This window comes from Mycobacterium sp. Dal123C01 (assembly GCF_052566995.1).
In genome coordinates, this window is sequence record NZ_CP199580.1 from 2005911 (window position 1) to 2028048 (window position 22138).

Sequence of the window (22138 nt, forward strand, 5' to 3'; positions counted from 1 at the left end):
CGATTTGCCTCAGCGCGACCCGGTGATGAGTTGCTGGGCGAGTTGGCGCAGGTCGGTTGCCACCAGGGTCGGTTGCGGCAGTCCGGCAACCGGCAGTGGGGGATTACCCGGCCGCGTGATCAGCGCAGTGCTGAAGCCGACATTTTCTGCGCCGAGAAGATCCCACACGTGCGCGGCCACCATCATGCAATCGGCGGGCGTCACTTCGAGCATCTGGCACGCATATCGGTAGACCGAGGGTGACGGCTTGAACGCCCGGCAGGATTCCACGCTCAGCTGTTGCTCGAAGAACCCAGCGAGTCCGGCGTGCTCCAGCGGTGTCTGTGCGCCGGGCCTGTGTGGTGAGTTCGTGAGTGTAGCCAGTCGAAACCCCTTGTCGCGCAGCATTGCAAGTGCGTCCGCGACATCGGGGTGGGCCGGCATCGTGCGCATCTGCGATTGCAGGCGATGTAGGTCGTCGTTGGTGATGTCGACCCCATGGATATCGGCCAGCATGCGCAAGACGCCTTGCCCTAGCGTGAAAAAGTCCACATAGTATTCGGCCAGAGTGGCCGTCATCGAGTACGTGACGAGCTGGCCGAACCATTCGCGGAGCACCCGCTCATCGCCGAACAGCTCACCGAAAAGCGGTGCGATGGACTCGATATCGATCAGTGTCTCGTTCACGTCGAAAACTAGTACAGATGGCGTCATTGGCATGGCTAGTGTTCAGCCTCCTTAGGATCCGGAATGTCGGGTCGTAGATATCCGATCAGACACAAGCAGATCAACGCCATCGCGATGACCGGCCATCGCAGGGCGATCAGCGCGGCCGCCGCGAAGACAAAGATCGTGATGAATGATCTCATCCGCAGCAACCTGCGGAGACGGTGCGAAACGTCGTCGTGGGCAGGACGATCGACGACTTCGGTGCACAGCGCAATATAGGTGATGTTCACCAGGACGAATACGGACGCATACAACACCACCGGCGCTTCAGCCAGCCTGCTGTCGGCAATCCACTCGGTGGTGAACGGAAGCAGCGAAACCGAAAAGAGGTGGGCGAAATTCGACCACACCAGGCGCGGCGTCGCGGTCTGCGCATAGCCGAGCAAGTGGTGATGGTTGACCCAGACGATCGCGATGAACAGGTAACTGATCACATAGCTCAGACCCGTGGGCCACAGTGGGAGCAGGGCGCTAAAGGTATGGGCGCTCGGGGGCTTGAGTTCCAGCACCAAGATGGTGATGAGCACCGCGAACACAGCGTCGGAAAACGCCTGCACCCGTTCCGCACTGGTTTTCGGCCCAGCCATCGCAACCTCCCGTCGTGTCGCCGGATCTCCTTCAGTCTGGCCGAGGGGTCCGCCCTAACACCTCATCGGTGTCGAGTCCCCGGTCGACGCCGTGGGGGATAACGGTTTGGCCGGGCTCGAGCTGTAGCTGCTTGCCGTCGAGGTACACGTCGATCTTGTCGGGCTCAAAGGACACCAGATTGCTCACCCGGCCCACCTCCGTCCATGCGTCGAGGTAGGACCAGGCCGCGCGTTTGCGGTCGCCGATGTCATAGTAGGAGGCGATGCCCTTGTACGGGCAGAAGGTTTGTCCCTCAGCGGATTTGAGTGCGGATGTGTCGATATCCTCGCGTGGTACATACCACCGCGGCGCGAAGCCGGATTCGTACAGTGCCACTGGGTGCTGCGTGTCCGCGATCACCAGATCGCCGTCTCGGACGACAAGATGCCGTGAGGTAGAACGGATGTCGATGCGGTGATAGGCGTCGGCGGCGTGCCCGACGATGCGTTCGTCTTCTTCGTAGAAGGCGTCCATAGCGCGCCACGCGAACGCCTGCCGTCCGTCCAAAACGGCGGCATGGTCCGGCAATCCGGTGTGCTGCCACGCGCTGTGATTGGCCTCGTGCTCGGAGACCCTGACAGCGAACCACTGCGTCTCGCCGAGGTCCTTATGCTGCGTCACCCGGTCCTCGGAGACCAGAATTCCGTCTTCGATGTCACCCTTCGGGAAATAGGCCACCGGATAGCGACCCGGCTCGTGGAGCAACACCACATCCTCGCTGTCGGCGATCCACCGGTCTGCGAAGCGCACCCGCATGCGGCGGCGCAACGGCTCCGCGAACAGCAGCCGGGGCGGCAACTGCTGCTCGGTGAGGAAGTGCCCCACCGATCCGGTCGCCAATGGACCTTGTTGCCATGCTAACCCCATCGTCGTTCCCTCTCTGCGGCGAAACCAGTTGCCCGAGCACGTGTTTGCGCCTAGTCCATGACGACGACCATTTTCCCGCCGGCTTCTCCGGTCTCCATGACCCGGTGGGCTTCGTGGATCTGGTCGAACGAGAAGATGTGCGAAGGCTTCGCGTCGAGCTTGCCCGCAGCCACCTGCCGAGCGATGTCCTGGAGAGGCACGTCGGATAGTGGGAAGCCGGGAGTTCCAAACACGAAGCTGCCGAGGAAGTTCAGGTTTACCCCGCTGGGCATGCGCAGCAGCGGGTTGAAATCGCCGATTGGGTCAAGCCCGCCCAGCCACCCGGCCAGGCAGGCCGTGCCGCCGCGACGCAGCATGTCGAGCGAGTCGAGGATGGTGCTGTTTCCCACCAGGTCGAGCACGGCGTCGATCTGCTTGGACTCGGCGATGTGGGCGGCGAGGTCGCGCCTCTCCAATTCGACCCGCGACGCGCCCAATTCTTCGAGCAGGGAATTGCGCTTGGGGCTGCGCGCGGTCGCGATGACACGCGCGTCAGCGGCGACCGCCATCTTGAGAGCGGCCTGCCCAAACGACGATGTCGCGCCGCGCAAGACCAGTGTTTGTCCGGACTTCAAGTCGAGGTTGCGGAACAGGCACGTCCACGCCACCGCATAGGTCTCGGGCAACGCCGCCAATTGTGACCACGGGAGGTCGGACTCGAGGGGGGCAACGTTAGCCGCTCGCACGCGGGTGAATTGGGCGTAGCTGCCGTTGATTGTTCGCCCCAACCCACCCATCACCGCCGCGACCTTGGCGCCCAGCGGAAACTCGCCGCCCGGACACGAATCGACGATGCCGACACACTCGATGCCGCTGACCTCCGCGGCCTCGGCCCATTCCCCCCGGCGCATGTGCAGTTCGGCGTGATTGAGCCCGAATCCCTTTACCTCGATCACAACTTCGCCGTCCACGGGCAGCGGCTTAGGGATGTCGGCGTAGACCAGGCTGTCCAATCCGCCGAACCCGTTCAGGACGATTGCCCGCATGCTTTCGCCGCCGGGCTGTTCGCGCACCACGGCCGGCGCGGTGGGCAACAACGTACCGGTGGCGGTGCTACTGGCGGTCTCCATAGAACTGCCTTCCAAAAGATTTCGCGCAAAGCCCGCAGCTCAGCCTAATGCCCGGCGTCCACGTCGACTAAATGGGCCACACGACCCATTATTATGGGTGGAGAAACCCAAAAATGTCCAGGGTGCTGCAGCAGGTGATCGGCCGAGTCAGGATTCGCCTCGTTGTCGAGGTGACCTGGACCGGCGTTTGCCGGCGACCAGGGGCACCGCGAAGGAGCGCACGTAGTCGACTGCGGCATTGACGGCGACCCGCAGCGGTTCGGCGTCGCCGGTGGCGTGCGTGACCATCGCGCCACCTTGATGCGCGATGACCAGCGACACCGCCAGGTGTCGTGGGTCGGCGTCGGCCCGCAGCTCGCCGCGCTCGCGCATCGCCGTCAGGCCGGCGTGGAACAGCTCGAGCCATTGGTCGTAGCCGCGCGCGAGGTCGTCGTGAACCTCGTCGTCCGCCTCGATCAGTTCGCCGGCCAATGAGCCATAGACGCATCCGCCCAGCCGATACACGGTGTCGATGTCGTTGATACAGGCGTCCGCCCATGCCTGCAGCGACTCGATGCTGTCGAGCGTGCCAAGCCGCGGCTGGGTGTGAAACGCCACGACGTCGTTGCGGCGCGCGGTGATGACCTCGCGGGTGAGGTCGCGTTTGTCCTGGAAATAATGCGAGATCTGCGATCCGCCCACCCCGGCGGTGTTACGCACCTCGTCAATGCTGGTGTTGGCCACGCCCCGCTCGAACATCAGCCGGGCGGCGACTTCGATGATGCGGGCCCGCGTGGCTTGTCCCTTGCGGGTGAACCGCGGCCGACCGTCTTCAGTCATGGTGCCGCCGTGGGCTTCGCGCGCCGGCCGCGAGGACGTCGTGCGGGCCGCGGCGCGCGTTCAGTGGGATCGGCGGCAAAGATCCGCAGGTAGTTGACCGCGAACCGGGTGGCGTCGGCGTGCGGCCACTCCTCCCGATAGGTGAAAGCCAATGTGGCCCCGCCTTGGTGAGCGCTGATGATGGTCAGGGCCAATCGTCGCGGATCCGCGCTCGCCATCAGGACTCCCTTGTCCTTCATCCGCTGGATCGCCGACTCGAGCAACTCGACCCACTGCCAATAGCCCGCCGCCAAGGTGGCGCGGGTTGCGTCGTCGGACTTGGCCAGCTGGGCGGTCAGCGCGTGGTAAGTGGGTGTGCCGCCGGAGGTTCCGATGCGCCTGAGGTAGCGCATGTTGAGATCAATCCATCGCTCGAAGTCGTCGAACGAGTCCAGGTCTCGAAGCCTGGGTTGCCGATGGAAGTCCAGAACCACGCCGATCTGGCGCCTGATCACCGCGCGAATCAGGGTGCTCTTGTCCGCGAAATAGTGGGCGAGCTGCGAGCCGCTGACCGAGGCGGCTTTGCGCACATTCTCCATGTTCGAGGCCGACAGGCCTTCGGTGACGATCAGTTGGGCGGCGGCCTGCACAATCCTGTCGCGGGTGGCACGCCCCTTGGCGGTCAACCGTTGTTCGTCCTGAACATCGGGATGGGCCATCGCGTCAGGCTAACCCGCGGGTGCCGCCGATTATGGGATCTCTAGCCCATTGCTGGCCGCGCCGACCGCGGGCCCCGGTCAGGCGGGGACGCGGTCCTCGAGGAAGTTGCGAATGAGCCCGGTGACTTTGTCGAGTTCGGACTCCAGCAGGAAATGCCCGCCGTCAAGCAGATGAATCTGTGCGTCGGGGAGGTCGTCGGCGAACGCTTCAGCGCCGGCCGGCCCGAAGATCTCGTCACCGCGACCCCACACCGCCAGGAGCGGGACCCCGGTGGCGCGGAAGTACTCCTGCACCCGGGGGTACATCGGTGCGTTGGTGGCGTAATCGCGGAACAGTTTTAGTTGGACCAGGTCATTGCCGGGTCGGGATAGCAATGCGTAGTCGTGATACCAGGACTCGGGGTCGACCAGGGTCTCGTCGGACACGCCGGTGAGGTACTGCCACCGGGTCGCGTCCAGAGTGAGGAATTGGCGTACCGGAGCCTCGGTCTCGGCGGTCGGCTCATTCTGGTAGGCCTGGACGACTTTCCAAAAGCTCTCCACGAAACCGGCGTCGTAGCCGTTGCCGCTCTGGCTGATGATCGCCGTAATAGCGGACGGATCGCGCAGCGCCAACCGCCAACCGATGGGGGCGCCGTAGTCCTGCACATACATCGCGTACCGATCGACGCCGAGGCTGCGCAGCAGGCCGGCGGTCAGGTCGGTGAGCGCATCGAAGGTGTAGTCGAACTCCTCGACGCTGGGTGCGTCGGATAGCCCGAAGCCCAGGTGATCGGGAGCGATCACGTGATAGCGGTCGGCGAGCGCCGGAATCAGATTCCGGAACATGTGGGAGCTGGTCGGAAATCCGTGCAACAGAACCAGCGCCAGCGCCGCTGCGTCGCCGGCTTCCCGGAAGAACAGCCGATGGCCGTCGATGGTGGCGTAACGATGATGAACAGCCGACATGAGATTCCTCCTGTGCGACGGGGGGCGAGACGACCGCCGCCCCACTCATAGTTCTGGGATGTGCAACCCATTATGCAACAAAACGTGCGCCTCGCAATATTCCCCGGAGCAGTTGACCCTCCGCTTGCCCGGGAATATTCTGGGTCGGCCATCCCAATCTGTGGCATTGAGGAGCAGTCGTGGGTAACACGTTGCAGGACAAGACCGTCGTGGTGGTCGGACGCGGCAGCGGTATCGCGCGCGCGGTCGCTGTGCTGGCGCAATCCGAGGGCGCCCGCGTCATCGTGGCCGGACGAGACCAGGGCAAACTCGCGACCGCCTATGACGGCAGCGACATCACCGCTGAAGTTGTCGATCTCACCGACGATTCCTCGATTGCCGCCCTCGCCGAACGGGTGGGCGCCGTCGATCATGTGGTGTCAACCGCCTCCGCGCGCGCTCGGGGAAACCTGGCCGACCTCGAGCGCCGTAACCTTCAGCTGTCGTTTGACACCAAGGTCATCGGTCCCACGATGCTGGCCAAATACTTTGCACCGCTTATCCACCCGGGTGGATCCCTCGTCTTGTTCTCGGGTGTTCACGCGTTCAAGCTCAACGTCGGATACCTCGGGGTGGGTGTCACCAATGGCGCCGTTGATTTCCTCACCCGCTGGCTGGCCGTCGAACTCGCACCGATAAGGGTCAACGCGATTTCACCCGGGGTCATCGATACGGGAGCTTGGGACTCCCTCGGTGACGAGGGAAAGCGGGCTTACTTCCAGCACATCGCCGCCGGCAACCCGGCGGGACGGATCGGCACCGCCGAGGATGTGGCCAGCGCGGCGTTGTTCGCGATGAACAATACGTTCATGACCGGGATGACGTTGAAAGTCGACGGCGGCGAGCCGCTGATTTAGGCTCTCTTGCAAGGCCGAAGGAGACGACAATGGGCAGGCTCGTTTCAGTGAACGTGGGCATGCCCAAGAACGTGCGATGGCGCGATAAAACCGTCTACACCGGGATATGGAAGACGCCGGTCGAGGGACCGGTCATGGTGCGACGTCTCAACATCGACGGTGACGGTCAAGGCGACCTCGGCGGCCATGGCGGAGAACAACGCGCGGTCATGGTTTACCAGACCGAGTCGTACGACTTTTGGAAGAACTACCTGAGTCGCGACGACCTGCGACCCGGCCATTTCGGCGAAAACTTCACCGTCGCTGGACTATCCGATCATGAGGTGTGCATCGGCGATCGCTACCGAATCGGTGGGGCAGAATTCGAGGTCACCCAGCCTCGGGTCACCTGTTTCCGGATCGGGTTGCGGCTCGACGAACCGGAAATGCCTAATCTTCTTGTCGCCCAGCATCGCCCGGGGTTCTACTTCCGTGTCATCACCGAGGGCCGGGTCCAGGCCGGTGACGACATCGTGCGGACACGCCGTGGCCCGCACGAGCTCAGCGTCGCCGATGTCGACGCGCTGCTGTACCTGCCAAACCGCGACGTCGAAACGCTGCACAAGGTCGTTGACGTTCCGGCACTGAGTCCCGGGTGGCAGCAATCGTTCCACGACATGCTGGCGGCGCCCGATGGCTCCCCGGCCGCGACAACGCCGCCCATCGGAGTCGAACCAGGATGGAACGGATTCCGATCGTTGCGGGTCACCGCAATCCGTCGCGAGAGTCCGTCGGTGTTGTCCATCAGTCTCGAGGCCGACGACCATGTCGCGCTGCCGCCGCCGATGCCGGGACAATACCTGACGGTGCGACTTCCCGGGGCGGGAGACCCCGTACCGCTGCGCAGCTATTCGCTCTCCGGCGATCCCGGCGCGGGGGCCTATCGCATCAGCGTCAAGCGCGAAGAGTGTGGCCTGGCCAGTCGATGGGTGCACACGCACATCGAACCCGGGTCGGTCATCGAAGCCGCCGCCCCGCGCGGCGATTTCTATCTCGTCGACGACGACCGGCCGGTGGTCTTGATCTCGGCAGGTATCGGCATCACTCCGGTGTTGGCCATGCTGCACGCGCTGGCCGCCGCTCGCAGCGGCCGTGACGTTTGGTGGCTGCACACCACCCGCAATCGTGAAACCCAGGCCTTTACAGCTGAAGTCATGAATCTGATCGAGTCGCTGCCGCACGCTCGGCAGCGGGTCTTCTACACGCAGGCGCAAGGACGTCTGGACCAACAGGCCATCACCGCGCTAGGACTTCCGGCCGAGGCCGCGGCGTATCTTTGCGGCCCAACCCAATTCATGACCGATATGCGTGCCGCGCTAACGGCGACCGGCTTCGACACGTCGCGCATCCACAGCGAACTGTTCGGTGCGCTACCGCCGATCAATCCCGGCGTCGTTGACGAGGCTGAGCGCACGCCGCCACACCCACCGGCCGGACCACCCGGGACCGGGCCGTCGATCACCTTTGCCCGCAGCGGGCTCACCGCGAATTGGTCCCCGGACTACGGCAGCATCCTGGACTTCGCGGAAGCGTGTGACGTGCCAACCCGTTTCTCGTGCCGAAGCGGCGTCTGCCACGTGTGTGAAACCGGAGTCGTCGCCGGCACTACGAAGTATGTCCAGGCACCGCTGGAGCCGCCGGGACCGGGTACGGTGCTCATCTGCTCGGCGGCTCCAGACAGTGACCTGGTGCTCGATCTTTGATCGATCGGCGCCAAAAGCGCTGCGTCAAGCCGCAATCGCGCGGCGGCTGCCGGTCGCATCCAGCACGGCGCCGTTGACATAGCTGGCGTCCGCGGAGGGGGGGATACGACCGCGCTCGCGATCTCAGTCGGCTCGGCCCCCAAGGCTTTTATACCTAGGTGCCCAGCGCGACCGATGCCTCGGCTGTGTAGCACAGGAACGTCAGGGTCTCCTGCAGATAGAGCTGCACGGTGTCGGCGTCGTGGCTGGTGTATCCGATGGAGACGTCGGTGCCCAGCTGAAGATCGAAGTCGCCACCACGGGTGGTCAGTACGAACGCACCGTCGATGGCGGGCGCCCAGATGATGTCGCCGTTGACCAGCCGGTTGATGTGTTCGAGGATCGGATATCCGTGCTCGGTCGTCTCGCTGACCTTGGTGTAGATGTCTGCGGACAGCAGAACCGAGTAGGGCCCGTCGACGCCGGCCAGCCGCAGCTCGGACAGTGCCTGGGTGATGATGTCGGGAATTGCCCGAGGGTCGTCGGGCAACAACAGCGCGGGGTTCGAGCTGCAGCTGCGGATTCCGTCAATCGACGCGGCGGGGTAGCCCTCGAAGATGGCGCGGTCCTCGACGAAAGCCAGCTTCTTGGCGGCGCCTTTGACTGGATCCCAGTCGGAGTCCTGCGAGCCCCGCTCGACATCGTCGATCTCGTCACGCGACAGGGTGAACGGAACCCGCAGGCGGACAAGGGGTTTACTGGACCGCAGGTGCGCTACCACGCCGACGGTGGGTGCCTGCACGTCGACCAGACGCCCCGTGCTGACGGCCGCGGTGACCGGCCCCCCAGGCTCGCTGACGTCGACAACCCGACGCCCGGCGATGTGGCGTTTGAATGTCCGCGTTGCCTCCAATTCGATTTCGCCCCAGGCGACGTCGGTGATCGGTGCCAGTTCGCGGTAGAGGTTGTTCTTCATTGGTTGGGTCCTTTCAGACTGCCGATCGAAAGTGAGCCTTCAGAGGTTGGGTCAGCGATGGGCGTGGCCGGCCGCTCGAGCGGCGCGGGAAGGGGCGGTGGATCGTCGAGGAAGTCGACGGTGGGAGAGAAGAACAGCCCGCCGGTGATCGCGGTGGAGAAGTCCAGCACACGGTCGGTGTTGCCCGGCGGATCGCCGAGAAACATGTTGCTCAGCATGCGTTCGGTAACCGCGGGTGTCCGCGAATAGCCGATGAAGTAGGTGCCGTACTCACCCTTGCCGAGCTCGCCGAACGGCATATTGTGCCGAACGATCTTGAGCTCGTTGCCGTCGTCGTCTTCGATCACGTTGAGCGCAATATGTGCGTTGGATGGCTTGACGTCGTCGTCCATCTCGATGTCTTCGAGCTTGGTGCGGCCGAATACCAGTTCCTGGTCGGTCACCGACAGCGATTCCCAGGACTGCATGTCGTGCAGGTATTTCTGCACATGGACGTAGCAGGAGCCGGCGAAGTCGGGATCCTCGTCGCCGATCGCGGTGGCGCTCACAGCGATTGGGCCGCCCGGGTTTTCGGTGCCGTCGACAAAGCCCAGCAGGTCGCGGTTGTCGAAGAATTTGAAGCCGTGCACTTCGTCGACGACGGTCACCGCGCCGGCCATCGACTTGAGGATGCGGCCGGCCAATTCGAAACACACGTCCAGCGACTCGGCCCGGACGTGGAAAAGCAGGTCGCCGGGTGTGGCGGGTGCGGTGTGCCGCGGTCCGCTCAGTTCGATGAACGGATGCAGTTCGGCGGGCCTTTTTGTCAAGGGAGGCCCACCGAACAGCCGGTCCCAGGCGTCCGAGCCGATCGAGGTGACCACCGACAGATGCTTGGTCGGGTCGCGAAAGCCAATGGCACGCACCAGCCCCGAGAGGTCCGGCAGTGCGTCGTGCACGGTCGCTTCGCCGCCGTCATCGATGGTGACCACCAGAAAGATCGCGGCAGGCGTCAACGGCGCAAGAACGGGTTGCGGCTGAACCGGAGGCACTCTGGTGACCCTAGCGTGAACTGCGTGGTCACGAACAGCCATGATGGTGAACATGCCGGCCAGCGCCGCAGGCCTCTGCGAATTCATCGACGCCTCTCCATCGCCGTTCCATGCCTGCGCCACGGTGGCCGGCCGGCTGCTCGCATCCGGATACACCGAACTCCGCGAGGCCGACCCCTGGCCCGGCGAACCGGGTCGCTACTTCACCGTCCGCGCCGCCTCTTTGGTCGCCTGGAACGCCGCCGACCCCAGCGGAGCCTTCCGGATTGTCGGTGCGCACACCGACAGTCCCAACCTGCGGGTCAAGCAGCACCCCGACCGGGTGGTGGCCGGCTGGCGGGTGGTGGCGCTGGAACCCTATGGGGGAGCCTGGCTGAACTCGTGGCTGGACCGCGATCTGGGTATCAGCGGCCGGCTATCGGTGCGCGATGGCAATGGGGTCAGCCACCGGCTCATCCGGATTGACGATCCGATCCTGCGGGTGCCGCAGCTGGCCATCCATCTGGCCGACGATCGCAAGTCGCTGACGCTGGACCCGCAGCGACATGTCAACGCGGTGTGGGGCGTTGGCGACGAAATGAGTTCGTTTGTCGGCCACGTCGCCGAGCGCTCCGGGGTGGCGCCGGCCGACGTGCTGGCCGCCGACCTGATGACGCACGATCTCACGCCGTCGTCCGTCATCGGTGCCGACGCCAGCCTGCTGAGCGCTCCCCGACTGGACAACCTGGCGAGTTGCTACGCCGGCTTGCAGGCGTTGCTTGGCGCCAAGCCGCGAAACTTCATGCCGGTGCTGGTCCTCTTCGACCACGAGGAGGTGGGCTCGTCGTCGGATCACGGCGCGCAGTCCGACCTACTGGGCACCGTGCTGGAGCGCATCGTGCTCGCTGCTGGTGGCGGCCGGGAAGACTTCCTGCGGCGGCTGCCGGTTTCGTTGCTGGCCTCGGCCGACATGGCGCACGCCACTCACCCCAACTACCCGGAGCGCCACGAGCCGGGTCACCTGATCGAGGTCAACGCCGGACCGGTGCTCAAAGTGCACCCCAATCTGCGCTACGCCACCGACGGACGTACCGCGGCCGCGTTCGCCCTGGCCTGCCAGCAGGCCGGGGTGTCGCTGCAGCGCTACGAGCACCGGGCCGACCTGCCCTGCGGGTCGACGATCGGGCCGCTGGTGTCGGCTCGGACCGGTATCCCCACCGTCGACGTCGGCGCCGCGCAGCTGGCCATGCACTCCGCCCGGGAGTTGATGGGTTCCCACGACGTCGCCGCCTACTCGGCGGCGATGCAAGCATTTCTGGCGCCCGAGTGACATGGTGCGCCGGGCTGGTCGGCGCCTAAAGTCGATCGGTATGACGCTCAATGTGGAGATGGTCACGTTCGACTGCGACGATCCTGCGAGGCTGGCCAGTTGGTGGGCCGACCAGGTCGGCGGCACGACTCAGGAACTGATCCCTGGTGAATTCATTGCGGTGATGCGGCCCGACGGGCCCCGGTTGGGATTCCAGAAGGTACCCGATCCCACGCCGGGAAAGAATCGTGTGCACCTCGATTTCAGCGTCGAGGATGTGGACGGCGAAGTGTCGCGGCTGACGGACGCGGGAGCTAACGAGGTAGGCCGGAACCAGTTCAGCGAAAACTTTCGCTGGGTAGTGATGGCCGACCCCGAGGGCAATGTGTTCTGCGTAGCGGGTCAGTAATTCGATATCCCGTTCAGTAACGCGTCGACGAGACCGTCGAATCTCGCGCCCGCGCCGCTGCCCGGATGAGTCAGCGTGTGAAAGAGCATCGTGCCGACCAATGCGTTGGCGACGGCATCGATGTCCGCATCGGCGCGAAGCTCGCCGCCGTCGACGGCTTGGCGGAGTCGGGTCGTCAACCCGGCCAGTTGTGGAGCGCTCAATTGCTGATAGAGATCCTCGCCGTCGGCCGGCCGCGCGGCCGCCGCGGCGATCAAGGCTCGTACCAATGCGGCGTTGGGCGGCACAGTCAGGAAATTAGCGTGCTCGTCGAGCCAACGCTGCAGGTCAGCTCGGATGTTTGCGGTCTCGGCGACCGGGAACGATCCTGACCCTCCGTACGCCTCCAAGACCGCCTCGGCGACCAGCGGTGCTTTCGACGACCAGCGCCGGTAGAGGGTCTTCTTCCCGACCTGCGCGCGCGCCGCGACGCTTTCCATCGACAGCTCGGCGTAGCTGCATGTGGTCAGAAGCTCGCGGGTGGCGTCCAGAATCGCACGGTGCAGCCGGCTGTCACGCGGCCGGCCCACTCGTTCCTCGGGCACTGGCGGCTGATGGCCGATTTGCGCTACCTTCGTCGTGGACATATTAGGAAACGATACGTGTCGTATCCAGGAAAGGACTCACCGGTGAGTGCGCCGTCTCTGTCAGTGCCGAAAACCTGGGATGACATCACGCCGGACTGGATGTCGGCGGCACTGGCCGCGGACTTCCCCGGCGCACAGGTCGATACCGTCACCGTCGAGCTCCGTGACGACGGCACCAACCGCCGTGCCCGGTTGGGCCTCACCTATCGCGACGGCGAGGGTCCGGCAACGGTCTTCGTCAAGGCCGCCGATCCCGACCACAAAGACATGATCCGGCTGACCAGTGGCATGTTCCATGAGCCGCGACTGTTCACCTGCGGCGCGGAATTGCCGCTCGAGCACCCCGCCGTCCACGCCGCGCTCATCGACGAGGCCGACTACGACTTCGTGCTGGTGATGGAGGATCTCCGAGCCCGGGGAGCCGACCCCCGCGATGGCAGCCGACCGATGACCGTCGAGCAGGTCGCCATGGGCGTGCGTGGTCTGGCCCGGATGCACGGCAAGTACTGGGGAGAACGCGTGCTGGGTGAACCGGCGCTCGGCTGGCTGGAACCCTTCCTGCCCTGGGAAGGCATGCAACTGGCGCCGCTGCCCGTCGCCCTGGAACGACTCGGCGACGACGCTCCCGCCGAGGTGATGTCGTTGACCATCGACGAACTGATCGATTCGATCTGGAAGCCGTACATCGCGACGCTCACGACGTCGCCGCAGACCCTGCTGCATGGTGATCCGCACATCGGCAACACCTACCTGCTGCCCGACGGCGAGGTGGGTTTCCTGGACTGGCAGGTGGCCCGCCGGGGAAACTGGTCGCTGGATCTGGGCTACTTCCTGCAAGGCGCGCTGACCGTCGAGGATCGCCGCCGTAGCGAGCGCGACCTTTTGGTCGAGTACCGGGATTCGCTGGGGCTGCCTGCTGACGAGCTGCCCAGCGCCGAGGAGATCTGGTTGCGCTACCGGGCGTCGGTCGCGCACGGGTTGACCCTGTGGCTGGTTACCGCCAGCGCCGGTGAGTGGCAGCGCGTGGACGTCTCCGTCCCGCTGGCGCAACGGTATTCGTTCGCCTACGCCGATTTGGACGTGGCCTCAGCGCTGGCCGAGATCGCGGGTTGAGCGCGCCTCGCTGCTCGTTCCTTTTGAACTCGATGCCGGCGGCGGCCAACGCCTGTCGATGTTCACCACCCTGACGACCTTTGGGACTCCGCTCGATGTCACGCTCGCCGAACTGGCCGTCGAATTGTTCTATCCGGCCGACGCCGCAAGTGCCCGACTGCTCCGCGGCGGTTAGCTCTTTAGACTGTTGTGCGTGACTGTCTCCGGAACGGGCCCGCGGACCCACGTGGTGGACACCGTCGAACATGCGAACGCCACCCCCGACCAGCCGCAGCCGTTCCACGAGCTGGGCCTCAAGGAGGACGAGTACCACCGGATTTGCGAGATCCTCGGCCGTCGGCCTACCGACACCGAGCTGGCGATGTACTCGGTGATGTGGAGCGAGCACTGCTCCTACAAGTCGTCCAAGGTGCACCTGCGCTACTTCGGTGAGACCACGACTGACGAGATGCGCGCGGGCATGCTGGCCGGCATCGGCGAGAACGCGGGTGTCGTGGACATCGGCGACGGTTGGGCCGTCACGTTCAAGGTGGAGTCGCACAACCACCCGTCCTACGTCGAGCCCTACCAGGGTGCGGCCACCGGTGTGGGCGGCATCGTGCGCGACATCATGGCCATGGGCGCACGCCCGGTCGCCGTGATGGATCAACTGCGATTCGGCGCCGCCGACGCGCCGGACACCCGCCGTGTGCTCGACGGTGTGGTCCGCGGTATTGGCGGCTACGGAAACTCGCTGGGCCTGCCCAACATCGGCGGCGAGACCGTCTTCGACGCCTCGTATGCGGGCAACCCGTTGGTCAATGCGCTGTGCGTGGGGGTGCTGCGCAAGGAGGATCTGCACCTGGCATTCGCGTCGGGTACGGGTAACAAGATCATCCTGTTCGGTGCGCGCACCGGCCTCGACGGCATCGGTGGCGTATCCGTACTGGCCTCGGAGACTTTCGGCGGCGACGAGGGCGGAGGGCCCGGCCGCAAAAAGCTGCCGTCGGTGCAAGTCGGCGACCCGTTCACCGAGAAAGTACTCATCGAGTGCTGCCTCGAGCTCTACGCGGCGGGGATCGTGATCGGCATCCAAGATCTCGGTGGTGCCGGATTATCCTGTGCGACTTCCGAACTCGCCTCAGCCGGCGACGGTGGTATGCGCGTTGAGTTGGAGACTGTCCCGTTGCGGGCGGCCAACATGACACCCGCCGAGATCCTCTCCAGCGAGTCCCAGGAGCGCATGTGTGCGGTGGTTGCGCCCGAGAACGTCGAGGCTTTTCTGGCGGTGTGTCGCAAGTGGGAGGTGCTGGCGAGCGTCATCGGCGAGGTCACCGACGGTGATCGGTTGCGCATCACCTGGCATGGCGAGACGGTCGTCGACGTTCCGCCGCGCACCGTGGCCCACCAAGGTCCGGTGTACGAGCGGCCGGTGGACCGCCCCGAATCGCAGGACGCCTTGAACGCCGACCGGTCGAGCAGCCTGCCACGGCCGGTCACCGGCGAGGAGTTGCGTGCGACTTTGCTTGCGCTGCTGGGCAGCCCGCACCTGTGCAGCCGCGCATTCATCACCGAACAGTACGACCGTTACGTGCGGGGCAACACCGTGCTGGCCGAGCACGCCGACGGTGGGGTGCTGCGTATCGACGAGTCCACCGGCCGGGGCATCGCGCTATCGACCGACGCGTCGGGCCGCTACACAAAGTTGGATCCTTATACGGGAGCCCAACTTGCGCTGGCCGAGGCCTACCGCAACGTCGCCGTCACCGGTGCCGTCCCGGTCGCGGTGACCAACTGCCTGAACTTCGGGTCGCCCGAAGACCCCGGGGTGATGTGGCAGTTCGCTCAAGCTGTCCGGGGACTCGCCGATGGCTGTGTGGCCCTGGGGATTCCAGTCACTGGCGGCAACGTCAGCTTCTACAACCAAACCGGATCGGCCGCGATCCTGCCCACCCCGGTGGTTGGCGTGCTTGGCGTGATCGACGATGTTGATCGGCGCATCCCCACCGCACTGGGGACCGATCCGGGCGAAACCCTGCTGCTGCTGGGCGACACCCACGACGAGTTCGACGGGTCCATCTGGGCACAGGTCACTGCCGACCATCTGGGTGGGCTGCCGCCCGCGGTTGATCTGCCCAGGGAGAAGCTGCTGGCCGAGGTGCTCTGCGCGGCATCACGCGACGGGCTGGTGTCGGCAGCCCATGACCTGTCCGAAGGCGGGCTCGCCCAAGCAATCGTGGAATCGGCGCTCGCGGGTGAAACAGGTTGCCGCATTGTGCTTCCCGAAGGCACCGATCCATTCGTGATGCTGTTCTCCGAGTCGTCGGGCCGGGTGCTCGTGGCGGTGCCACGCACCGAGGAGAGCCGGTTTCGGGCGATGTGCGAGGCGCGAGGGCTTCCTGCCGTCCGCATCGGCGTCGTCGACCAGGGCGCGGATGCGGTGGAGTTTCAGGGCCTGTTCACGGTGTCACTGGCCGAACTGCGCGCGACGTCCGAAGCGGTGCTGCCGCGATTCTTTGGCTGAGGGGCTGCTTTGGGCCGGCCTGATTGGCGGCTGCGAAACTACTTCGAAAATACGCGGTCTTGCTGGTCGGGGACGACGCTGCCGTCGGGCCGCAGCAGCGGTGACTGGTCGCCGTTAGGTTGGTCGAACCCTTGGGTCGCACACGGGTAGGGCGGGCTCACCGGCAACGCGTTGATGAACATCGGGTTGACCAGCCACCGGCCGTCGAGATTGGCGTAGGCCCGGCACATCAACTCGATCTGGTTGCGGTTGATCACCAGGCGCAGTGCGGTTGCGTCCCCGATGAATGTGGCATCTCCGTCGGAGTCGCCGGCTCCGAACACCGGACGCTGTTGCTCGGGCAACTGATCGAACGCCCGCGGCCCCTGCACGCCGAACACCTGCTCGTTGACCCGGCAACGCTTGCCCTCGTTGTACGGCACGGATGGCTCACCGCCGCACAGGGCCAGACGCGTCGTCAAGACGTCACCGTCGTGTTCGGTGCGGGTGCCCATCACGCGATCGGCGGAGATCCCTACGTCGGCGGCCCAGACCCGCACCACCGGCTCCGGCGAGGCCGAGACAACCCGCACGTCAAATCCGTTGTCCTGCAGCGTTGCAACGAGGTCGCGCATCTGTGCGTAGTAGCGCACCCAGCCGGCTCGGCGGGTGGTGCCGACCTGCTGCTCGGTTCCTTCGGGTGCCGCCAGGCTCTCGTTGCGGGCCGCCTCAACGAATCCAGTCACCTCGGCGTCGGTCCAACCGGCCAGCAGTTGCGTCGCCCAGGCGGCAGCGGGATCGAAGCGGCGATGGTTATAACCAACGAATGCTGGTGCGCCCGTTTTTGTTTGGCGATCAGCGTAAACCGACATCAGCTCGTCGGCGCAGCCGGCGGCCGACCCGGTGGGCAACGGCTGGCCCGGAGGCGCAAGCCCACCGCACGCCGCTGCCAGTGCTGCGACCGCAGGCGGCGTGAGGTAACCGCTGCTGGTGCTCCAATCGCCGCCGGCCGGTTGACGCACCTTGGAATTGCGCAGCATCCAGAACAGTGTCACGTCGCTGATGGCGTTTTTCACCACGGTGTTGTCCCAGTCGAACAAGGCCAGGGGTGCGCCATCTGTCGCCGATCCCAATTTGCCGCAGCTGCCCAGCTTGCCGGCCATCGCGTCGATCCGGTCCCGGTTGTCGCCATACCATCCGGGATCGGCGGCCAGCCTGCGACAGCCGCTGTCCGCCGTGTCGCCTTCCGCATTGTCACCGGAGTCGCCGCAGCCCGATACGGACAGCATGGCCGCGATGATCGTCAACCCCACAAGTCCGCGGGCGACAGTCGCGGCACGGTGACCAGCCAAGCGCGGGAATGTCATCGGGTCTCTTTACGGGTTGATGGTGTTGTCACCTATTTGGCGGCCCCACACATAATCCACGACAAACGGCGAACCCACCTCAAAGTGGTTGTATGGGGCCATGCTCGCGCCGGTGTCCATGACGAGATAGGGAGCAGGCCAGAGTTCGCGGGTGATCGACTGCCAGCACCCCGGCCGGCCGCCAGGTCCACCCCTGGCGTTGGTCCGCGGCAGGTTCTCCGGGTAGATGTACGGATTGGCGGCGCCCGCAACGGAGCCCGAGGAGTGGGCACCCAGCGCGTAGCCGTTATCGCCCAGCGCGTTATGGATTTTGGGCGCGACGTCATTGAAGTTGCGGATCGTGCAAAAGATTTCGGGGCTGTACTCGTCCAGCAGCTGGGCGGTGGGTACGAGATCGGCCGCCCCGCGCGCCAGGTACGGCCCACCTCGTCCGAAAACGTCGGCGCCGGCGTTGCCCAGTCCCGCCGCCGCCAGCAATGCCGCATCCAGATCGACAAGCTGGCGGTTGAGTGTCCGCGCGGTAGTCACCGCATGGTCGAGTGCGACCAACAAGTCCGGTGCGGCATCGGCGTACGTGTCGCCCAGCGCCGCCAGCCGCGCAATGTCGGAGCGGATACTGGGCATCTGTGGGTTCAGGTCGTCGAGGATCGCGTTGCCGTTGATCAGCGAGGTGCCGAACTTCTCGCCCAACCCGCTCAGCGCCTCTGCCGCCGCGCTGAGCGTCAAGTTCACCTTGACCGGATCGACCTTCTCGGCGATCGAGGTCAGCGTTTCGAACAAGGTGTTGAACTCGGTCGTCACCGCCGTCGCATCGATCACTGTGGACGGTGTAATCGATTGCGGTGCAGGGTTTTTCGGAGAGCTCAATGCGACGTATTTGTTGCCGAACACCGTCGTCGCCTTCACCTCGGCCGTCACGTTGACCGGAATCATGTTGACGTACTTCGGCGTCACGTCCAGCACAACTCGGGCGGCCGGCTTGCCGTCCCGGTTGATCTCGGAAATGCCGGACACGCGGCCGATCTCGACACCGTTGTAGGTGACCTTGGAGCCGGGATCCATCACCAAACCCGCCCGGGCGGCCACCATGATCAACTTCGTTCTCGGTGTGAGGTCTCCGCGGAACTGCGAGTACAGAACCAACCCGATGAGCCCCATGACCACGATCGTCACGAGGCCGACGGTCTTGTACGGTGGCCCGCGGCGCGGATCCATGATTCTGAGACCCTAAGGTATGGCCGCCCGAGATAGTGCCGATCCGGCCAAGACGCGTCAGGCCCTGACGGCCATTGCGGACTGGTTGCGCGACGAAACCCGTCCGGAGCCAGATCGCAACACGCTGGCGACGGCAGTTCGGCTCACCGCACGCAGCCTGGCCGCCGTGGCGCCCGGTGCCAGCGTCGAGGTCCGGATCCCGCCCTTCGTCGCGGTGCAGTGTGTCTCCGGGCCGAAACACACCCGTGGCACGCCACCCAACGTCGTGGAGACCGATCCGCGGACGTGGCTGCTCCTGGCCACCGGAATGTTGGCACCGGCCGACGCCAAGGCCGTCGGTTTGCTGACGCTGTCGGGCTCTCGAGCGGGTGAAATTGACCACTGGCTGCCCCTGTTCGATGTGGGCTGAATATAACTCTGAACTGCAGGTTTAGGGTGACACGCCGACAACTTTCGGTGCCCAACACGCCCGACAGATTCGTCGCCGGGCTCGACATGGCCGTAAACTCCGTTACGTCGCCACTCTCTGTAGGGAGCCGCCCACCGTGACTGTCCAGGAACCCGAGCAGGACCTGAACTCACCCCGCGAAGAATGTGGTGTATTCGGCGTCTGGGCCCCAGGCGAGGAAGTCGCCAAACTCACTTACTACGGCCTCTACGCGCTGCAGCATCGCGGCCAGGAAGCCGCCGGTATCGCCGTCGCCGATGGATCTCAGGTGCTGGTCTTCAAAGACCTCGGCCTGGTCAGCCAGGTGTTCGACGAGCAGACGCTGGCGGCCATGCCGGGTCACGTCGCCATCGGGCACTGCCGTTACTCCACCACGGGCGATACCACCTGGGAAAACGCCCAGCCGGTGTTCCGCAACACCGCGGCCGGCACCGGGGTTGCGTTGGGACACAACGGGAACCTGGTCAACACCGCCGAGCTCGCCGCACGGGCGCGCGCCGAGGGGCTGATGACCAAGCGCTTCCCGGCCCCCGCCACGACGGACTCCGACATCCTGGGCGCGCTGTTGGCCCACGGGTCGGCCGATTCCAGCCTGGAACAGGCCGCCCTGGAACTGCTGCCGACCGTGCGTGGCGCGTTCTGCCTGACGTTCATGGACGAGAACACGCTGTATGCCTGCCGCGATCCCCATGGGGTGCGGCCGCTTTCGCTCGGACGCCTGGATCGTGGCTGGGTGGTGGCTTCCGAAACGGCCGCGCTCGACATCGTCGGCGCCTCGTTCGTCCGCGACATCGAGCCGGGTGAACTGCTGGCGATCGACGCCGACGGGGTGCGCTCCACTCGGTTCGCCAACCCCACCCCCAAGGGCTGCATCTTCGAATACGTCTACCTGGCCCGGCCGGACAGCACGATCGGCGGTCGGTCCGTGCACGGCGCCCGGTTGGAGATCGGTCGCCGGCTGGCCCGCGAATCCCCGGTGGACGCCGACCTGGTCATCGGCGTTCCGGAATCGGGCACCCCCGCCGCGGTGGGATACGCGCAGGAGTCCGGTGTTCCCTACGGGCAGGGCCTGATGAAGAACGCCTACGTCGGGCGAACATTCATCCAGCCGTCCCAGACCATCCGCCAGTTGGGCATCCGGCTGAAGCTGAACCCGCTTAAAGAGGTGATCCGCGGCAAGCGGCTCATCGTCGTCGACGACTCGATCGTGCGGGGAAACACTCAGCGTGCGTTGCTGCGAATGCTGCGCGAGGCCGGCGCCGTCGAGGTGCACGTGCGGATTGCCTCGCCACCGGTGAAGTGGCCGTGCTTCTACGGCATCGACTTTCCGTCGCCGGCCGAATTGATCGCCAACGCCGTCGAGGACGAGGACGAGATGCTCGAGGCGGTACGGCATGCCATCGGCGCCGACACACTGGGCTACATCTCGCTGCGGGGCATGGTCGCGGCGACCGAGCAGCCGGCTACCCGGCTGTGCACCGCCTGCTTCGACGGTAAGTATCCGATCGAGCTGCCCAGCGAGACCGCGCTGGGCAAGAACGTCGTCGAGCAGATGCTCGCCAATGCAGCACGCGGCGCGGAGCTTGGCGATCTCGCGGCCGATGAAGTTCCCGTCAACCGTTGACGGAATCACTTCGGGTACTTCCAAGACGTTTGACACCGGCGTGCAGCGGCGACCGGTAGCCTTTATCGCGATGACGGATCCCGGAAAAAGCCCCGGAGAAGAACCGGGCAGCCAGGGCATTACCTACGCGTCGGCCGGGGTGGATATTGAAGCCGGTGACCGCGCAGTCGATCTGTTCAAACCACTGGCGGCAAAAGCCACCAGAGCCGAGGTGCGGGGCGGGCTGGGCGGATTCGCCGGATTGTTCGCGTTGCGTGGCGACTACCGCGAGCCGGTGCTTGCGGCCTCCACCGACGGCGTCGGCACCAAGCTGGCGGTCGCGCAGGCGATGGACAAGCACGACACCGTCGGCCTCGATTTAGTGGCGATGGTGGTCGACGACCTCGTAGTTTGCGGCGCCGAGCCACTGTTCTTGCAGGACTACATCGCGGTCGGCCGAGCCGTGCCGGAACGACTGAGCGCGATCGTCGGCGGCATCGCCGAGGGATGCGTGCGGGCGGGGTGCGCGCTGCTCGGCGGTGAGACCGCCGAACACCCCGGGCTGATGGAACCGGACCACTACGACATTTCGGCCACCGCAATCGGCGTGGTCGAAGCCGACGACGTGCTGGGGCCCGATCGGGTCAAACCCGGCGACGTCGTCATCGCGCTGGGGTCCTCCGGCCTGCACTCCAACGGATACTCGCTGGCCCGCACGGTCCTGCTCGAGATCGATCGGATGAACCTGGCCGGCTATGTGGAGGAGTTCGGTCGCACCCTGGGCGAAGAGTTGTTGGAGCCCACCCGGATCTATGCCAAAGATTGCCTGGCGCTGGCCGCCGAAACCCATGTCCGCACCTTCTGCCACGTCACCGGTGGCGGACTGGCAGGCAATTTGCAGCGCGTCATCCCGCACGGATTGGTCGCCGAGGTCGACCGCGGAACCTGGACACCCGCGCCGGTATTCGCGATGATCGCCCAGCGCGGCCGGGTCAGCCGCGAGGAGATGGAAAAGACCTTCAACATGGGTGTCGGCATGATCGCCGTCGTCGGCCCCGAAGACACCGACCGCGCCTTGGCGATATTGACCGCAAGGCATTTGGACTGCTGGGTGTTGGGGACCGTCTGCAAAGGCGGAAAAGAAGGTCCGCGAGCAAAACTGGTTGGGCAGCACCCGAGATTTTAGA

The 22138-nt window shown here is 65.3% G+C and carries 21 protein-coding genes and 1 pseudogene; 10 read left to right on the forward strand and 12 right to left on the reverse strand.

Features of this window, described 5'->3' with window-relative positions:
* Positions 1-9 precede the first annotated feature (9 nt).
* The 7 genes from ACTXG5_RS09585 to ACTXG5_RS09615 all read right to left on the reverse strand — a co-directional run bounded on the left by ACTXG5_RS09585 (position 10) and on the right by ACTXG5_RS09615 (position 5776).
* The gene (locus tag ACTXG5_RS09585; protein ID WP_445163438.1) at positions 10-693 is read right to left on the reverse strand and encodes a haloacid dehalogenase type II; all 684 of its coding nucleotides are present in this window, start codon (positions 691-693) and stop codon (positions 10-12) included.
* An 8-nt stretch (positions 694-701) separates the two neighbouring features.
* Positions 702-1295 (reverse strand): TMEM175 family protein, encoded by a 594-nt coding sequence (locus ACTXG5_RS09590; RefSeq protein WP_445163439.1) that lies wholly within the window; start codon positions 1293-1295, stop codon positions 702-704.
* Between the two features lie 31 nt (positions 1296-1326).
* Positions 1327-2202: a DUF427 domain-containing protein gene (locus ACTXG5_RS09595; RefSeq protein WP_445163440.1), complete on the reverse strand. Its 876-nt coding sequence runs from the start codon at positions 2200-2202 to the stop codon at positions 1327-1329.
* A gap of 50 nt (positions 2203-2252) precedes the next feature.
* Positions 2253-3311 carry a zinc-binding dehydrogenase gene (locus tag ACTXG5_RS09600; RefSeq protein ID WP_445163441.1) on the reverse strand — a complete coding sequence of 353 codons (1059 nt, stop codon included), beginning with the start codon at positions 3309-3311 and terminating at the stop codon, positions 2253-2255.
* A 147-nt stretch (positions 3312-3458) separates the two neighbouring features.
* Entirely contained in the window at positions 3459-4130 is a 672-nt protein-coding gene (locus tag ACTXG5_RS09605; protein ID WP_445163442.1) for a TetR/AcrR family transcriptional regulator, read from the reverse strand.
* Positions 4127-4828, reverse strand: coding sequence for a TetR/AcrR family transcriptional regulator (locus tag ACTXG5_RS09610; RefSeq protein WP_445163443.1), 702 nt, complete (start codon positions 4826-4828; stop codon positions 4127-4129). Before ACTXG5_RS09610 ends, ACTXG5_RS09605 begins: the two co-directional genes overlap by 4 nt.
* Positions 4829-4906: 78 nt before the next feature.
* Positions 4907-5776: an alpha/beta fold hydrolase gene (locus ACTXG5_RS09615; RefSeq protein WP_445163444.1), complete on the reverse strand. Its 870-nt coding sequence runs from the start codon at positions 5774-5776 to the stop codon at positions 4907-4909.
* 179 nt (positions 5777-5955) lie between these two features.
* Here ACTXG5_RS09615 and ACTXG5_RS09620 point away from each other — a divergent pair, with 179 nt between their 5' ends.
* Together ACTXG5_RS09620 and ACTXG5_RS09625 are read left to right on the forward strand one after the other, a co-directional pair.
* Positions 5956-6672 carry an SDR family oxidoreductase gene (locus ACTXG5_RS09620; RefSeq protein WP_445163445.1) on the forward strand — a complete coding sequence of 239 codons (717 nt, stop codon included), beginning with the start codon at positions 5956-5958 and terminating at the stop codon, positions 6670-6672.
* A gap of 29 nt (positions 6673-6701) precedes the next feature.
* A complete protein-coding gene (locus ACTXG5_RS09625; protein WP_445163446.1) occupies positions 6702-8414 on the forward strand; it encodes an MOSC domain-containing protein in 1713 nt (570 codons plus the stop codon).
* Positions 8415-8568: 154 nt separating this feature from the next.
* On the opposite strand, the gene ACTXG5_RS09630 is transcribed toward ACTXG5_RS09625, so the two are convergent.
* Positions 8569-9369 (reverse strand): family 1 encapsulin nanocompartment shell protein, encoded by an 801-nt coding sequence (locus tag ACTXG5_RS09630; RefSeq protein WP_445163447.1) that lies wholly within the window; start codon positions 9367-9369, stop codon positions 8569-8571.
* A complete protein-coding gene (locus ACTXG5_RS09635) occupies positions 9366-10400 on the reverse strand; it encodes a Dyp-type peroxidase (protein ID WP_445163448.1) in 1035 nt (344 codons plus the stop codon). Before ACTXG5_RS09635 ends, ACTXG5_RS09630 begins: the two co-directional genes overlap by 4 nt.
* Before the next feature lie 52 nt (positions 10401-10452).
* On the opposite strand from ACTXG5_RS09635, the gene ACTXG5_RS09640 reads away from it, so the two are divergent.
* Positions 10453-11709: a M18 family aminopeptidase gene (locus ACTXG5_RS09640; protein WP_445163449.1), complete on the forward strand. Its 1257-nt coding sequence runs from the start codon at positions 10453-10455 to the stop codon at positions 11707-11709.
* A 40-nt stretch (positions 11710-11749) separates the two neighbouring features.
* Positions 11750-12097, forward strand: coding sequence for a VOC family protein (locus ACTXG5_RS09645; protein WP_445163450.1), 348 nt, complete (start codon positions 11750-11752; stop codon positions 12095-12097).
* Here the strand turns inward: ACTXG5_RS09645 and ACTXG5_RS09650 are convergent.
* Complete coding sequence (locus ACTXG5_RS09650) at positions 12091-12681, reverse strand: TetR/AcrR family transcriptional regulator (RefSeq protein ID WP_445164341.1); 591 nt, start codon at positions 12679-12681, stop codon at positions 12091-12093. The two genes, ACTXG5_RS09645 and ACTXG5_RS09650, sit on opposite strands and share 7 nt — an antisense overlap.
* A gap of 84 nt (positions 12682-12765) precedes the next feature.
* On the opposite strand from ACTXG5_RS09650, the gene ACTXG5_RS09655 reads away from it, so the two are divergent.
* From ACTXG5_RS09655 to purL, 3 genes and pseudogenes are all read left to right on the forward strand, one after another.
* Positions 12766-13836: a phosphotransferase gene (locus tag ACTXG5_RS09655; RefSeq protein ID WP_445163451.1), complete on the forward strand. Its 1071-nt coding sequence runs from the start codon at positions 12766-12768 to the stop codon at positions 13834-13836.
* Positions 13835-14011: pseudogene (locus ACTXG5_RS09660) on the forward strand (transcriptional regulator); the annotation flags it as partial. The gene ACTXG5_RS09655 and the pseudogene ACTXG5_RS09660, both read left to right, overlap by 2 nt.
* 51 nt (positions 14012-14062) lie before the next feature.
* Complete coding sequence (gene purL, locus ACTXG5_RS09665) at positions 14063-16339, forward strand: phosphoribosylformylglycinamidine synthase subunit PurL (protein WP_445164342.1); 2277 nt, start codon at positions 14063-14065, stop codon at positions 16337-16339.
* A 38-nt stretch (positions 16340-16377) separates the two neighbouring features.
* Here purL and ACTXG5_RS09670 read toward each other — a convergent pair whose 3' ends face one another.
* Positions 16378-17631 carry a haloacid dehalogenase-like hydrolase gene (locus tag ACTXG5_RS09670; protein WP_445164343.1) on the reverse strand — a complete coding sequence of 418 codons (1254 nt, stop codon included), beginning with the start codon at positions 17629-17631 and terminating at the stop codon, positions 16378-16380.
* Between the two features lie 63 nt (positions 17632-17694).
* Positions 17695-18900: an MCE family protein gene (locus tag ACTXG5_RS09675; RefSeq protein WP_445163452.1), complete on the reverse strand. Its 1206-nt coding sequence runs from the start codon at positions 18898-18900 to the stop codon at positions 17695-17697.
* 19 nt (positions 18901-18919) lie between these two features.
* On the opposite strand from ACTXG5_RS09675, the gene ACTXG5_RS09680 reads away from it, so the two are divergent.
* From ACTXG5_RS09680 to purM, 3 genes are all read left to right on the forward strand, one after another.
* Positions 18920-19309 (forward strand): sterol carrier family protein, encoded by a 390-nt coding sequence (locus ACTXG5_RS09680; RefSeq protein ID WP_445163453.1) that lies wholly within the window; start codon positions 18920-18922, stop codon positions 19307-19309.
* 136 nt (positions 19310-19445) lie between these two features.
* Positions 19446-20972, forward strand: a complete 1527-nt coding sequence (gene purF / locus ACTXG5_RS09685) for an amidophosphoribosyltransferase (protein WP_445163454.1) — start codon at positions 19446-19448, stop codon at positions 20970-20972.
* Positions 20973-21042: 70 nt separating this feature from the next.
* Positions 21043-22137 (forward strand): phosphoribosylformylglycinamidine cyclo-ligase, encoded by a 1095-nt coding sequence (gene purM / locus ACTXG5_RS09690; protein WP_445163455.1) that lies wholly within the window; start codon positions 21043-21045, stop codon positions 22135-22137.
* Position 22138: the final 1 nt, after the last annotated feature.